This is a genomic window from Ramlibacter sp. GS1-15, from assembly GCF_057785015.1.
The window spans coordinates 1-13,578 of sequence record NZ_JBYNTU010000001.1; the positions used below are offsets into that span (position 1 = coordinate 1).

General features: G+C 69.1%; 14 protein-coding genes. 10 read left to right on the forward strand and 4 right to left on the reverse strand.

The window, feature by feature from the left end:
• A partial coding sequence (locus tag AC3EF3_RS00005; protein WP_488530113.1) for a DUF1631 domain-containing protein occupies nucleotides 1–1,787 on the forward strand: 1,787 nt, incomplete at its 5' end.
• A 19-nt stretch (nucleotides 1,788–1,806) separates the two neighbouring features.
• On the opposite strand, the gene AC3EF3_RS00010 is transcribed toward AC3EF3_RS00005, so the two are convergent.
• The 3 genes from AC3EF3_RS00010 to AC3EF3_RS00020 form a co-directional block, all read right to left on the reverse strand.
• Nucleotides 1,807–2,289 carry a Smg family protein gene (locus AC3EF3_RS00010; protein WP_488530114.1) on the reverse strand — a complete coding sequence of 161 codons (483 nt, stop codon included), beginning with the start codon at nucleotides 2,287–2,289 and terminating at the stop codon, nucleotides 1,807–1,809.
• A 75-nt stretch (nucleotides 2,290–2,364) separates the two neighbouring features.
• Nucleotides 2,365–3,486 (reverse strand): DNA-processing protein DprA, encoded by a 1,122-nt coding sequence (gene dprA, locus AC3EF3_RS00015; RefSeq protein ID WP_488530115.1) that lies wholly within the window; start codon nucleotides 3,484–3,486, stop codon nucleotides 2,365–2,367.
• A gap of 10 nt (nucleotides 3,487–3,496) precedes the next feature.
• Nucleotides 3,497–4,711, reverse strand: a complete 1,215-nt coding sequence (locus AC3EF3_RS00020; protein WP_488530116.1) for a LysM peptidoglycan-binding domain-containing protein — start codon at nucleotides 4,709–4,711, stop codon at nucleotides 3,497–3,499.
• A 158-nt stretch (nucleotides 4,712–4,869) separates the two neighbouring features.
• Between AC3EF3_RS00020 and def the strand changes: the two genes are divergently transcribed.
• Genes def through AC3EF3_RS00065 form a run of 9 tightly spaced genes read left to right on the forward strand, consistent with a single transcriptional unit; the run spans nucleotide 4,870 to nucleotide 12,659 of the window.
• Entirely contained in the window at nucleotides 4,870–5,382 is a 513-nt protein-coding gene (gene def / locus AC3EF3_RS00025; RefSeq protein WP_488530117.1) for a peptide deformylase, read from the forward strand.
• Nucleotides 5,383–5,396: 14 nt separating this feature from the next.
• Nucleotides 5,397–5,897 carry a hypothetical protein gene (locus AC3EF3_RS00030; RefSeq protein WP_488530118.1) on the forward strand — a complete coding sequence of 167 codons (501 nt, stop codon included), beginning with the start codon at nucleotides 5,397–5,399 and terminating at the stop codon, nucleotides 5,895–5,897.
• A gap of 11 nt (nucleotides 5,898–5,908) precedes the next feature.
• On the forward strand, nucleotides 5,909–6,874 hold the full coding sequence (fmt, locus tag AC3EF3_RS00035; RefSeq protein WP_488533703.1) for a methionyl-tRNA formyltransferase: 966 nt from the start codon (nucleotides 5,909–5,911) through the stop codon (nucleotides 6,872–6,874).
• Nucleotides 6,874–7,608 (forward strand): AzlC family ABC transporter permease, encoded by a 735-nt coding sequence (locus tag AC3EF3_RS00040; RefSeq protein WP_488530119.1) that lies wholly within the window; start codon nucleotides 6,874–6,876, stop codon nucleotides 7,606–7,608. The genes fmt and AC3EF3_RS00040 overlap by 1 nt, the downstream gene beginning before the upstream one ends.
• A complete protein-coding gene (locus AC3EF3_RS00045) occupies nucleotides 7,605–7,946 on the forward strand; it encodes an AzlD domain-containing protein (protein ID WP_488530120.1) in 342 nt (113 codons plus the stop codon). The genes AC3EF3_RS00040 and AC3EF3_RS00045 overlap by 4 nt, the downstream gene beginning before the upstream one ends.
• A gap of 17 nt (nucleotides 7,947–7,963) precedes the next feature.
• Complete coding sequence (locus AC3EF3_RS00050) at nucleotides 7,964–9,157, forward strand: phosphoglycerate kinase (protein WP_488530121.1); 1,194 nt, start codon at nucleotides 7,964–7,966, stop codon at nucleotides 9,155–9,157.
• Between the two features lie 44 nt (nucleotides 9,158–9,201).
• Entirely contained in the window at nucleotides 9,202–10,635 is a 1,434-nt protein-coding gene (pyk, locus tag AC3EF3_RS00055) for a pyruvate kinase (RefSeq protein WP_488530122.1), read from the forward strand.
• Nucleotides 10,636–10,686: 51 nt separating this feature from the next.
• On the forward strand, nucleotides 10,687–11,751 hold the full coding sequence (fba, locus tag AC3EF3_RS00060; protein ID WP_488530123.1) for a class II fructose-bisphosphate aldolase: 1,065 nt from the start codon (nucleotides 10,687–10,689) through the stop codon (nucleotides 11,749–11,751).
• Nucleotides 11,751–12,659 (forward strand): phosphoribosylaminoimidazolesuccinocarboxamide synthase, encoded by a 909-nt coding sequence (locus AC3EF3_RS00065; protein ID WP_488530124.1) that lies wholly within the window; start codon nucleotides 11,751–11,753, stop codon nucleotides 12,657–12,659. The genes fba and AC3EF3_RS00065 overlap by 1 nt, the downstream gene beginning before the upstream one ends.
• 16 nt (nucleotides 12,660–12,675) lie before the next feature.
• Here the strand turns inward: AC3EF3_RS00065 and trxA are convergent, their stop codons facing one another.
• Entirely contained in the window at nucleotides 12,676–13,557 is an 882-nt protein-coding gene (trxA, locus tag AC3EF3_RS00070; protein ID WP_488530125.1) for a thioredoxin, read from the reverse strand.
• Nucleotides 13,558–13,578: the final 21 nt, after the last annotated feature.

Sequence of the window (13,578 nt, forward strand, 5' to 3'; positions counted from 1 at the left end):
GTGACGCGGGCGCCGGCGTTGCCGGTGGCGGGGCACGCGCAGGCTTCGGCGGCGGCATGGGCGGCGGCGGCGGCGGCGGTGGCGGTGGCGGTGGCGGTGGCGGTGGCGGTGGCGGTGGCGGTGGCGGTGGCAGCCATGGCGGCGGCGGAGGAGCGTCCACCGGCGGCGCCAGCGGTGCCAGTGCCGCTCGCTCGGCCCCGGGCCAGCCCGGTTATGCCGGCACGGGCATCACCGATGAGACGCGGATGATGACCTCGACCCCCCCGCTCGCACGTGCGCGCATGCGTGCTTCCGGCGTACTGGGGCAGCTGCGGCGCCTGCTCACCGAGCGGGTTGCAGGCTACGAGGCGGCGCCGCCGACGCGGCCTTCCCCGGCGCTCGCGGAGGCGTTGGCCCGCGAAGCCAGCCAGCTGCACGACACGGTGCTCGAGACCGCAGGGACCGGCGCGTCAGGGGTGGCGGCCGACGGCGTCGTCGTGTACGACGACGCGGCCGTGGAGCGCGTGGCCGTCGACCTGCGACGCCGCACCGGCGAGCTGAAGAAGAAGGCCGAAACCTCGAGCGAGAAGGCGACGATCGAGATCGTGGCGCTCATGTTCCAGAGCATCCTGTCGGAAGAGCGCATCCCGCCGGCGATCCGGGTGTGGTTCGCGCGCCTGCAGATGCCGGTACTGCGTGTGGCGATCGCCGAGCCCGAATTCTTCGGCTCGCTCGAGCACCCGGCCCGCCAGCTGATCGACCGCATGGGCTCGGTCGTCATGGGCTTCGACACCGCTTCGATCAACGGCAGCGCGCTCGAAACCGAGATCAAGCGAGTGGTGCAGGTGATCGAGCAGTACCCCGAAACGGGGCGGCGCGTCTTCCAGCTGGTGTACGACGAATTCCAGAAGTTCCTCGCCAAGTTCCTGACCGAGAAGCAGGCCACGCAAAAGGTGGTGAGCGTCGCCCAGCAGGTCGAGCAGAAGGAGGCGATGGCGATCCAGTTCACCATCGAGCTGCGCAAGCTGCTGGCCGACATGCCGGTGCGCGAGGAAATCCGCGAGTTCCTGTTCAAGGTCTGGGCCGAGGTGCTCGCGCTGGCGGCCGTGCGGCACGGCCCCAAGCATGCGGAAACCCTGGCCCTGAAGACGGCGGCCTCGGAGCTGGTGTGGGCCGCGAGCGCCAAGCCGAACCGCAACGAGCGCGCCAAGGTGATCCAGGAACTCCCCAGCCTGCTGCAGCGGCTGCGCCAGGGCATGGCGCTCGTGGGCATCACCGGCGCAGCGCAGGAGTCTCACGTGAAGGCGATCGGCGATATCCTGGCCGACGCGTTCCTGTCCAAGACCGAGGCGATCCCGCAGCACCGCATCGACGCGATGTCCAAGCGCCTGGAGCAGCTGGAGGATTTCGTCTCTTCCGACCCGGCGACCGACCTGCCGCTGGACCGCGAGAGCATCGAGATGATGCTGGGCATCGACGCCTCGATGATCGAGGTGATCGCCGACGGCGGCTCGCGCCCGAGCGCCGGCGTGATCGCCTGGGCCGGCGAGCTGCAACTGGGCAACTGGTTCGTGCTGGACCACAACGGCGCGAGCACGCAGGTGCAATACGTGTGGCGCAGCGAGCGCAAGCAGTTGCACCTGTTCGCCGCCACCGACGGCCGCAGCTACCTGGTCCAGGCCAAGCGCCTCGCGGCCTACCTGCAGGCCGGGCTGTTGCTGCCGGCGGAGGAGGAAGCGCTCACCGTGCGGGCCACGCGCGACGCCCTGGCCAAGCTCGACGCCAATCCGGAACGGCTGCTGCAGTAAGGGCGTGGGCGCGTGCCGTTCAGTGCGGGATCCGGTGTTCCGGCGTATCGCACAACTCGTCGAGCACCAGCGCATCGGGCTGCTTGCCGAAGCTCCAGTAAACCATCAGCACGATGATCTTCAGGTCGTCGAGCGAGACCGGGTCGCCCGGCGCGGCCATCGCGCGGTCGATCACGAGCTCGCGCATGGTGGGAGGCAGCACGCCCGCGCCGGCCAGGAACGCGATGAACCCCAGGCACTCGGCGCCCAGGTGCTCCTGCTCGGCGTACGAGTACACGCGCAGGCTCACCGCGGAGGCGCTGACTTCGGCGTAGGCGGGGGACTCCTCGGCGGCGGCGGCGTTCTGCGCCGCGAAGTTGAGGCCATCGAGCCAGGCGAGGGCCTGGTGGATCTCCTCGGGCTCGAAGCCGTGGGCGCTCAGCTTGCGTTCCAGTTGCGGAAGCTCGGGGCAGGCATCGCCGCGCCAGTAGTGTTCGTAGACGAAAACGAGCACATCGAACATTGAGCGCCAATATAGCCCAGAACATGCGCGCTGCACGCGCGACTTGGGTCAATGTTGCGTGCGAGCCGCAACGCGCTATGCCGTGCCAACGCGTTGGAACAGGCCGCCGGGCAGGCGCGCGACGCTGCCTTCGAGCTCCAGTTCGAGCAGGCGCGCCTGCAGTTGCGATGCCGGCATCCCGGTGCGGGCGACGAGTGCGTCGAGGCCCACCGGATCGAAGCCCAGTGCATCCAGCAGCGCATCTTCGCTGGCGGGAGTTGCCTTCGCTGCCACCTGGCGCGCCGCGGCAGGCCGCGCGAATTGCGGCAGTTCCTCCAGCACGTCCTGCGCCGTCTCAACCAGTTTCGCGCCCTGTTTCAGGAGCGCGTGGCAGCCGCGTGCCTGCGGCGAGTGGATCGAGCCCGGAATCGCGAACACGTCCTTGCCCTGCTCGGCAGCCTGGCGCGCGGTGATGAGCGAGCCGGATTGCAGCGCCGCCTCGACCACCACCGTGCCGTGCGTCAGCGCGGCGATCAGGCGGTTGCGCTTCGGGAAGTTCTGCGCCAGCGGCGGCGTGCCGATCGGGTATTCGGAGAGGATCACCCCCTGGCGCGCGATGCGGTGCGCGAGCTCCAGGTGCTGCTTCGGATAGACGCGGTCGAGGCCCGTGCCCACGACGGCGGCCGTGGCGAGCATGCTCGCGCTGGCGCCCTCGAGCGCGCCTTCATGCGCGGCGCCGTCGATGCCGAGGGCCAGGCCCGAGACCACGGTGAGTCCGGCGCGCGCGAAGGTCGCGCCGAACTGCCTGGCGTTCGCCAGACCTTGCGCCGTGGGGTTGCGGCTGCCCACGATCGCGATGGCGTCGGGCCAGGGCGTGCGCAACTCGCCGATGGCATAGAGCAGCAACGGCGGGTCGGCCAGTTGCAGGAGTCCGGCGGGATAGCGTGCATCGGCGAGCGTGAGCACGTGGCGCGGCGCTTGCGCTTCGGCACCGGCCAGCCAGCGCCACGTTGCCTCGAGCTGCTCGTCGAAGCCCTCAGGCGCCTCCAGGACGGCCTTCGCGCCGGCCGCGCCCACCACCTGCTCGAGTGCCGCGCGCGATTGCGTAAAGACGGCCCCCGGCAGCCCGAAGGCGCCGAGCAGCTTGCGGGCACCGGCGTTGCCGAGGGAATAGGTCAGCGCGAGGCGCAGCCAGCCGGCCAGCTCCTCGCGATCCATGGCGCGAGGGTCAGCGCGGGCTGGCGACGCGGTCGCCGACCTGGACCACGTCGTTGATTTCGAGGACCAGCGCGTACGACAGCTTCTCGAACGGGCGGAACACCATCAGCAGGCCGTTGCGTTCGTCAGGCAGCTTGATCGTCGCGCGCTCGCCGTCCTGCGTGCGGTCGGTGCGGGTGCCGCCGTGTTTCAGGACCGCCATGACGGTGCCGTTGTCGATGCCGTCGGCCGTGCCCTTGTCGATCACCACCACCTGGTTCTGGCCGGCGAGCGACACCGCGTCGCCGTAGACGGACACGATGGTTCCGGTCATCCCGGGGGCGGGCGCGTGCGGCGCATAGGTGACGAACTGGCGCGGCGGCTCGGGCAGCATCCGGTCGCCGATGCGCATTTCCTCCTTGGCCGAGACGATGTCGATCGTCGCGGGAACGACGGCGCCGTCCTGCTGGCTTTCGCTGCGCACCAGCTGCGCCCGGCCGACGTACTGCGCCTCGTAGCCCAGGATCTGCCTGGAAGCCGGATCGCGCAGCGGCTTGGCATTGCGGAACACGCGGAAGTCCTCGCTGCGTCCGGCGACCTTCTGCATCAGGGGTGTGGCGGCCAGCCCGCGCGCATAGGCGCGGTCGCCGCGCGTGATCAGCACCTTGTTCTCCGGCACGGCCACGATGCGCGGCGCGGCATTGAGCTGTGCGTCGTCGACGATCAGCGGCTCGGCCAGGAACGGCTCGATCAGGTTGGACTGCAGCGTCGGGATCGCGTTGTCGGCGAGCGGCTCGACCCGCACCCGCGGCGACACGCGCACCGTCTCGAGCGGCGCCTCGCCGTCGCGCACGCGCAGCCGCGCCCGGCCGTCCAGCTTCTCCAGCACCAGTTGCTGGCCCGGGTAGATCAGGTGCGGGTTGCGCACCTCCTCCATGTTCATGCCCCACAGCTCGGGCCAGCGCCACGGGCTCTTGAGGTACATGCCGGAAATGCGCCAGAGCGTGTCCCCGCGCTTGACGGTGTATTCCTCCGGCGCGTTGGGCGCCAGCTCGGACAGGGGCACGCCCGCCTGGGCGACCTGTTCGGCCGTGGAGCGCTGTCCGGGCGTGATGGGATAGCGCTGTGCATGCGCGGCGCCGGCGACGAGGCCGGCCACGAGCACCGCCCAGACGGGCCAGGCGGCCCCGGTGCGACGCGGTTGGTGGACCTCTGCTTGCTGGCGCTGATGGCTCTGTTTGTGCATTGCGGGCTGCGGCTGCCGGCTCGCGCCAGCAGTCGTAAGTCTTGACAAAGTGCTGCTGATTCTGTGCCCAAGCCCTTGATCCGGCAACGTTTATGCCGCTTGGCATGGGCCCCTCCACCCAAAAGTTGCGAAAATAGCGACAACCTGTCCCTTGCGCCATGGCCTTGCTCACCATCCTCCAGTACCCCGATCCCCGCCTGCACACGGTGGCCAAGCCCGTGCAGGCCGTCGACGCGCGCATCAGGCAGCTCGTGGCCGACATGACCGAAACTATGTACGAAGCCAATGGCATCGGCCTGGCGGCGACGCAGGTGGACGTGCACGAGCGGGTGATCGTGATCGACATTTCCGAGGAGCGGAACCAGCCGCTGGTGCTGGTCAACCCCGAGATCGTCTGGGCCAGCGAGGAAACGCAGGTCAACGACGAAGGGTGCCTGTCGGTGCCGGGCATCTACGACGGCGTGGAGCGTTCCTCGCACGTGAAGGTGACGGCGCAGGACGAGCACGGCCACGCGCGGACCATCGAGGCCGAAGGCATCCTGGCCGTGTGCATCCAGCACGAGATGGACCACCTGCGCGGCAAGGTGTTCGTCGAGTACCTGTCGCCGCTCAAGCGCAACCGGATCAAGACGAAGATGCTCAAGGCGCAGCGCGAATCCGCTCGCGCCTGACCCGGGACCGCAGCATGAAGTACCTCGTTGCCGCCGCTTGCGCCTTGCTCACCGCCTGCGCGGGCCTGGGGCCGACGGGCATCGCGCCGGGCACGCCGCGCGATGCGGTGATCGCGCGCGCCGGCCAGCCCACGCGCGTCGTGGCCCTGCCCGGCGGCGGCCAGCGCCTGCAGTATTCGCTGCAGCCGGTCGGCCGCGAGGCCTGGATGGTGGATCTCGATCCTGCCGGCAAGGTGGTGCGCGTCGACCAGGCCCTGACCGAGGCGAACTTCATGCGCATCCAGTCCGGCTGGACGCGCGAGGACGTGGAGCGCGAATTCGGCCCGCCCGCGTGGATCGACCATGTGGCGAGCTGGAACGGCCCCATCATGAATTACCGCTGGCGCGACCGCGCCTACATCGACATGTGGTACTGGGTGTACCTCGATCAGGCCGGCATCGTGCGCCGGGCGCACCCCGGCGTGGAATATCCCCTGCCGGGGGGTGACCGGCCCGACATCCCCTCCAAGAACTGACCATCGCCGCCCTGCACGTCATCTTCGCCGGCACGCCGGCCTTCGCACGCACCGCGCTCGAGCGCCTGCACGCGGCCGGTTTCGCGGTGCCGCTGGTGCTCACGCAGCCCGATCGACCGGCGGGGCGCGGCATGAAGGTGCAGCCTTCGCCGGTCAAGCAGTTCGCGCTCGAGCACGGAATTTCCCTCGCGCAGCCGCGCAGCCTGCGGCTCGATGGCAAGTACCCGGAGGATGCCGAGGCGGCCAGGCGCGCGATCGAGGCCGCACGCGCGGACGTGATGGTCGTCGCGGCTTACGGCCTGATCCTGCCGCGCTGGGTGCTGGGCACCCCGCGCCTGGGTTGCCTGAATATCCATGCGTCCCTGCTGCCGCGCTGGCGCGGCGCCGCACCGATCCACCGGGCCATCGAGGCGGGCGATGCCGACACCGGCGTGACCATCATGCAGATGGACGAGGGCCTGGACACGGGCGACATGCTGCTGGCCGAGCGGCTGCCGATCGCGGGCGACGACACGACGGGCAGCCTGCACGACAAGCTGGCCGTGCTGGGCGGCCGGCTCATCGTCGAAGCCCTCGAACTCGCGGCCTGCGGCGGCCTCCAGCGCACGCCGCAGCCCGCCGAGGGCGTGACCTATGCCGCGAAGATCGAGAAGGCCGAAAGCCCCATCGACTGGGCCCAGCCGGCCGCGGTGATCGCGCGCCGCGTGCGCGCCTTCAACCCGGCGCCCGGCGCGACCGCGGTGCTGCGGGGCGAGACCATCAAGGTCTGGCGCGCGCAGGCGCTCGCGGGCCGCGGCAGCGTGGCGCCGGGCACCATCGTCGCGGCGGACGAGCGCTGCATCGGCGTGGCCTGCGGCGATGGCGGGCGGCTCGAGATCACCGAGCTGCAGCGCGCCGGCGGCAAACGGCTGGCCGCGGCGGATTTCCTGCGCGGCGCGGCGCTCGAGCCGGGCCTGCGCTTCGATCCGGCCGCCTGATGTTCTTCCTGCGCGAGAACCACACGCATCCCGCGTTCAAGGAAGCCGCGCGCGACATGTTGCCGCTGGCCACCGGGATCAGCGCCTGGGGCCTGATGACCGGCGTGGCGATGGTCAAGTCCGGCATGAGCGCGGTCGAGGCGCTGGCCATGACCTTCCTCGTGTACGCCGGCAGCTCGCAACTGGCGGCGATCCCGCTGATCGTGGCCGGCGCGCCGCTGTGGGTGATCCTCGCCACCGGCTTCTGCGTGAACCTGCGCTTCGTCGTGTTCAGCCTGCACCTGCGGCCGTACATGATGCACATGCCGCGCTGGCGGCGGATGCTCAACGGCTACCTCACTGCCGACATGAGCTACGCGATGTTCACGCGCCGGTTCCCGCAGCCCGGCACCACGCCCGCGCAATGGCGCGAGGAAGAGGCGTACCTCTGCGGCAACTACTTCGTGACCTGGACCAGCTGGATGGCGACGAGCGTCGCCGGCATCGTGCTCGGCAACCTGATCCCGACGTCGTGGGGCCTGGGCTTCGCCGGCGTGCTGTGCCTGGTCGGCATCCTCTGTTCGCTGGCGAACACGCCATTGCGCAAGCTGTCGGCGCTGGTCGCGGGCGCGGCGGCTGTCGCGGCGTACGCGCTGCCGCTGAAGCTCAACATCGTGGCGGCCATCCTCGTTGCCGTCGGTGTGAGTTTCTGGCTCGAGCGGCGCGGGCCCCCCGCATGGCAGGAAGCGACGTGAACGCACCGGAAACGGACCTGTGGACGATCGCCGTGATCGTCGGGCTCGCCGGGGTCACCGTCCTCACGCGCTGCTTCTTCTTCATCCTCGACCGGCCGTGGGCGTTGCCGTCCTGGGCCGAACGCGCGCTGCAGTACGCGCCGGTGGCCGCGCTCGCCGGCGTCATCGCGCCGGAGATCGTGATGCAGTCCGGTCACCTGGTCGGCAGCCTGCGCGACGCGCGCCTGTTCGCCGCGCCGGTCGGTGCCCTGCTCTTCTACTGGCGGCGCAGCGTGCTGCTCACCATCGCGGGCGGCATGGCGGTCTATCTGCCCCTGCACCTCGGGCTGGGTTGGTAGCTTTCTAGAATCGGGGGATGAACATCCTTCGCTTCTCCGACCTTTGCGCCCAGGGCCGCGCCCGCGGCCAACGCGTGTTCATCCGCGCCGACCTCAACGTGCCGCAGGACGACGCCGGCCACATCACCGAGGACACGCGTATCCGCGCCTCGGTGCCGTGCATCCGCATGGCGCTCGACGCCGGGGCGGCCGTGATGGTCACGTCCCACCTGGGCCGGCCGACCGAAGGCGAGTTCAAGCCCGAGGATTCGCTGGCACCGGTGGCCCAGCGCCTCTCGCAGCTGCTGGGGCGCGAGGTGCCGCTCAAGCGGAACTGGGTGGACGGCGTCGACGTGAAGCCGGGCGAGGTCGTGCTGCTGGAGAACTGCCGCCTCAACAAGGGCGAGAAGAAGAACAATCCCGAGCTCGCGCAGAAGATGGCGAAGCTGTGCGACATCTACGTCAACGACGCGTTCGGCACCGCGCACCGGGCCGAGGCGACGACCTACGGTATCGCGCAGTACGCGAAGGTCGCCTGCGCCGGCCCGCTGCTCGCCGCCGAGATCGACGCGATCACCAAGGCGCTGGCGCAACCCAAGCGCCCGCTGGCGGCGATCGTCGCCGGCTCGAAGGTGTCGACCAAGCTCACCATCCTGCAGTCGCTGGCGAAGAACGTCGACCAGCTGATCGTGGGCGGCGGCATCGCCAACACCTTCATGTACGCGGCCGGCCTGCCCATCGGCAAATCGCTGGTCGAAGCCGACCTCATCGGGGAAGCCAGGGCCGTGATGGCGGCGATGAAGGCGCGCGGGGCCGAAGTGCCGATCCCGACCGATGTGGTCGTCGCCAAGACTTTTGCGGCCGACGCACCCGCCACGGTGAAGGCGGCGCAGGACGTGGCGGGCGACGACATGATCCTGGATATCGGTCCGCAAACGGCGCTGCGCCTGGCGCAGCAACTCAAGTCCGCCGGCACCATCGTCTGGAACGGGCCCGTGGGCGTGTTCGAGTTCGACGCGTTCTCTCACGGCACCGAGACCATCGCGCGAGCCATCGCCGATTCCAGCGCCTTCAGCATTGCCGGTGGCGGCGACACGCTGGCCGCGATCGCCAAGTACGGCATCGAGAAGGACATCGGCTATATCTCCACCGGCGGTGGGGCGTTCCTGGAGGTGCTCGAGGGCAAGCAACTGCCCGCGTTCGAGATCCTGGAGAAGCGCGCGAACGGTTGACGCACGCATCGGCGAGAATGGCCGCCAACAAGGAGATGCCCCCTATGGCCCGACGCGCCACCAAGATCGTCGCCACCCTCGGACCGGCTTCGAGCGACCCCGCGATGCTCGAACAGTTGATCCGCGCCGGCGTGAATGTCGTGCGGCTGAATTTCAGCCACGGCAAGGCGCAAGACCACATCGACCGCGCGAAGCTGGTGCGCGACGCCGCGCAACGCGCGGGCCGCGAGGTGGCCATCATGGCCGACCTGCAGGGCCCGAAGATCCGCGTCGGCAAGTTCGCCGAAGGCAAGGTGGCCCTGAAGCCCGGCGAGAAGTTCGTGCTGGACGCCTCGCGCACCGAGCCGGGCGACATCCACGGCGTCGGCCTGGACTACAAGGAGCTGCCGCGCGATGTGAAGCCGGGCGACCTGCTGCTGCTCAACGACGGGCTGATCGTTCTCACGGTGGACGGGGTGCGCGGCGAGAAGGTGATGACCACCGTCAAGCTCGGCGGCGACTTGTCCAACAACAAGGGCATCAACAAGATGGGCGGGGGCCTGACGGCGCCCGCGCTCACCGCCAAGGACATGGAGGACATCCGCACGGCGATGAGCTTCCAGGCCGATTACGTGGCGGTGAGCTTCCCGAAGACGGCGACCGACATGGAGATGGCGCGCCAGCTGTGCAACGTGGCCGGCGCCGACTACCGCCACAAGCCGGGCCTGATCGCCAAGATCGAGCGGGCCGAGGCGATTCCCAACCTGGAAGCGATTCTCGAAGCCAGCGACGGCATCATGGTCGCGCGCGGCGACCTGGCGGTGGAAGTCGGCAACGCGGCCGTGCCCGCCCTGCAGAAGCGCATGATCCGGCTCGCCCGCGAGCACGACAAGGTCGTGATCACGGCGACGCAGATGATGGAATCGATGATCGGCAACCCGGTGCCCACGCGCGCCGAGGTGAGCGACGTCGCCAACGCAGTGCTCGACGGGACCGACGCCGTGATGACCAGCGCCGAAACCGCGGCCGGCAAGTTTCCGCTGGAGACCATCATCGAGATCGCCAACATCTGCTCGGAGGCGGAGAAGGCCGAGGAAGTGAAGCTCGACGCGGACTTCACCGGCATGAGCTTCTCGCGCATCGACCAGTCGATCGCGATGGGCGCGCTGTTCACGGCGCACCACCTCGGCTGCAAGGCCATCGTCGCGCTGACCGACTCGGGCTCGACGCCGCTCTGGATGAGCCGCCATCGCATCCACATCCCGATCTACGCTCTCACGCCCAAGCTCGAGACGCAGCGCAGGATGGCGCTCTACCGTAACGTGCGGCCGCTGCTGATGGACCAGAGCGCCGAGCGCGACGAGGCGCTGCGCGAAGCCGAGGCGCACCTGAAGAAGCGCGGCATCATGGCCAGCGGCGACATCTACGCGATCACCTGCGGGGAACCGATGGGCGCGCCCGGCGGCACCAACATGCTCAAGATCTGCCGGGTCGCCTGAGCCCCACCGCTCGTAAAATCGGGGCAACACCTTCACCTGCAGGATCGCACCATGCCCCTCGTTTCCATGCGCCAGCTGCTGGACCATGCCGCCGAAAACGGCTATGGCATCCCGGCCTTCAACGTCAACAACCTCGAGCAGGTCCAGGCCGTGATGGAAGCGGCGCGCGAGACCGGCGCGCCGGTCATCCTGCAGGCGAGCGCCGGCGCCCGCAAGTACGCGGGTGAGCCCTTCATCAAGCACCTGATCCTCGCGGCGCTGGAGGCCTATCCCGAGATTCCGCTGGTGATGCACCAGGACCACGGCCAGAGCCCGGATGTGTGCGCCGGTGCGATCAAGCTCGGTTTCTCGTCGGTGATGATGGACGGCTCGCTGCAGGCCGATGGCAAGTCGATCGCCAGCTACGACTACAACGTCGACGTGACCAAGAAGGTCGTCGACATGGCGCACAAGACCGGCGTCACCGTCGAAGGCGAGCTGGGCTGCCTCGGCTCGCTCGAAACCATGAAGGGCGACAAGGAGGACGGCCACGGCGCCGAAGGCACGATGACGCGCGAACAGCTGCTGACCGACCCCGAGCAGGCGGCGGACTTCGTGAAGAAGACGCAGCTGGACGCACTCGCCATCGCGATCGGCACCAGCCACGGCGCGTACAAGTTCTCGCGCAAGCCCACCGGCGACATCCTGGCGATCGACCGCATCAAGGAAATCCACCGCCGCATCCCCAACACGCACCTGGTGATGCACGGTTCGTCCTCGGTGCCGCAGGACCTGCTGGCCGTCATCAACCAGTACGGCGGCAGGATCAAGGAAACCTACGGCGTGCCGGTGGAGGAGATCCAGGAAGCGATCAAGCACGGCGTGCGCAAGATCAACATCGACACCGACATCCGCCTCGCGATGACGGCTGCCGTGCGCAAGTTCCTCGCCGAGAACCCGGAGAAATTCGACGCGCGCGAGTGGCTCAAGCCCGCGCGCGAAGCGGCCAAGCAGATCTGCAAGCAGCGCTACGTCGAGTTCGGCTGCCAGGGCCAGGCGGCCAAGATCAAGCCGCAGCCGCTGCCGGTCATCGCGCAGAAGTACGAGAAGGGCGAACTCGCGCAGGTCGTGGCCTGATGGCCGCGGCCCTGCATACCTCGAGCATCGGCTCGCTGCCGCTGCTCGCGCGCGGCAAGGTGCGCGACAACTACGCCGTCGGCAACGACCGCATCCTGATGGTCGCGAGCGATCGCCTCTCGGCGTTCGACGTGATCATGGGCGAGCCGATCCCCGGCAAGGGCGAGATCCTCACGCAGATGGCGCTGTTCTGGTTCGCGCGCCTGGGGCACGTGTGCCCGAACCACCTCACGGGCGATGCGCCCGAATCGGTGGTGCGGCCCGAGGAAGTGCCGCAAGTGCGCGGCCGGGCCATGCTGGTGAAGCGGCTGAGGCCGATCCCGGTCGAGGCCGTCGTGCGCGGCTACCTGGCGGGCAGCGGCTGGGTCGAGTACCAGCAGTCGCAATCGGTGTGCGGCGTGAAGCTGCCTGCCGGCCTGAAGAACGCGAGCAAATTGCCCGAGCCGATCTTCACGCCCGCCGCGAAGGCGGAGATGGGCCAGCACGACGAGAACATCTCGTTCGAGCAGGTCGTGAAGATCACCGGGCCCGAGGTCGCCGCCAGGATCCGCGACCTGAGCATCCGCATCTACAGGGAAGCGGCGGATTTCGCGCTCACCAAGGGCATGATCATCGCGGACACCAAGTTCGAATTCGGCCTGGACGAGAACGGCAACGTGGTGCTGATGGACGAGGTGCTCACGCCCGATTCGTCGCGCTACTGGCCGGTCGAAGGTTACGAGGCGGCCTTCGCGGCGGGGCAGAACCCGCCCAGCTTCGACAAGCAGTTCGTGCGCGACTGGCTGGAAGCCGTGCGCATCAACGGCCAGCCCTGGCCGAAGACGCCGCCCGCGCCGGCGCTGCCGCGCGAGGTGGTCGAGAAGACGGCGGCGAAATACCGCGAGGCGCTCGACCGCCTGCGCGCCTGAACCCCGCGCCCGAACTTCAGCTCAGGACCACGCTCGACAGGCGCCGGCGGTAGGTCGCCACGGTCGGGTCGTCCGGCGGGATCTGGCCGTCGGCGACCTTGGGCTTGGGCGGCTCGATGATCTCGAGGATGGCGATGTAGGTCTTGCGCGCGAGTTCGTCGCTCCACGCCTTGTCGCGCATCAGGATTTCCAGCAGTTCGTCCATCGCGTCGGTCCAGCGCTGGCCGGCCATCAGCGCCTGCGCGCGGGCGAAGCGCGCGTCGAAGTCGCGCTTGTTGGCGGCGATGCGGGCGTCGAGCTCGCCGAGTTTCGTTTTCTCCGACGCGTCGATCGCGTTCATCCAGCGCTGCAGCGCATCGAGCTTGCGCACCAGTTGCGCCTTGGCGATCACCGGCGCGAACGCGACCTTCGCATCGTCGGTGCGGCCGGCCTGCAGCAGCGCCTTGACGTAGTCGTAGCGTGCATCGTCGTTGGACGGGTCCGTCGCGACCGCGTGCTGCAGGCGTTCCAGCTGCGACGCCGCGTCGGCCGGCGGCTCTTCCTGCACGACCTCTTCCTCGGGAGCCTCTTCGGCCGGCGGCAGGTGCTTGTCGAGGAACTGGCGCACCTGGCCCTCGGGCAGCGCCCCCATGAAGCCGTCCACCGGCTGGCCGTTCATCATCAGGATCACGGTGGGGATGCTGCGGATGCCGAAGGCGGCGGCCAGCTGCTGCTCCTGGTCCGAGTCGATCTTGGCGAGCTTGAAGCGGCCCGCGTAATCGAGTTCGAGCTTCTCGAGGATCGGGCCGATCACCTTGCAGGGCCCGCACCAGGTGGCCCAGAAGTCCACGAGCACGGGCTGCTCCATCGAGGCCGCGATGACCTCCGCTTCGAAGTTTTCAATGGTGACGTCGATCATCTGGGCTAGCTCGGGTGAGGC

What these genes read in the sequence shown, in the direction of transcription:
- AC3EF3_RS00065 (WP_488530124.1), top strand. Translation starts at nt 11,751, where the DNA reads ATGGCCGCGGCCCTGCATACCTCGAGCATCGGCTCGCTGCCGCTGCTC.
- trxA (WP_488530125.1), bottom strand. Translation starts at nt 13,557, where the DNA reads ATGATCGACGTCACCATTGAAAACTTCGAAGCGGAGGTCATCGCGGCC.
- AC3EF3_RS00030 (WP_488530118.1), top strand. Translation starts at nt 5,397, where the DNA reads ATGAAGTACCTCGTTGCCGCCGCTTGCGCCTTGCTCACCGCCTGCGCG.
- def (WP_488530117.1), top strand. Translation starts at nt 4,870, where the DNA reads ATGGCCTTGCTCACCATCCTCCAGTACCCCGATCCCCGCCTGCACACG.
- AC3EF3_RS00050 (WP_488530121.1), top strand. Translation starts at nt 7,964, where the DNA reads ATGAACATCCTTCGCTTCTCCGACCTTTGCGCCCAGGGCCGCGCCCGC.
- AC3EF3_RS00020 (WP_488530116.1), bottom strand. Translation starts at nt 4,711, where the DNA reads ATGCACAAACAGAGCCATCAGCGCCAGCAAGCAGAGGTCCACCAACCG.
- AC3EF3_RS00010 (WP_488530114.1), bottom strand. Translation starts at nt 2,289, where the DNA reads ATGTTCGATGTGCTCGTTTTCGTCTACGAACACTACTGGCGCGGCGAT.
- pyk (WP_488530122.1), top strand. Translation starts at nt 9,202, where the DNA reads ATGGCCCGACGCGCCACCAAGATCGTCGCCACCCTCGGACCGGCTTCG.
- AC3EF3_RS00040 (WP_488530119.1), top strand. Translation starts at nt 6,874, where the DNA reads ATGTTCTTCCTGCGCGAGAACCACACGCATCCCGCGTTCAAGGAAGCC.
- fba (WP_488530123.1), top strand. Translation starts at nt 10,687, where the DNA reads ATGCCCCTCGTTTCCATGCGCCAGCTGCTGGACCATGCCGCCGAAAAC.
- dprA (WP_488530115.1), bottom strand. Translation starts at nt 3,486, where the DNA reads ATGGATCGCGAGGAGCTGGCCGGCTGGCTGCGCCTCGCGCTGACCTAT.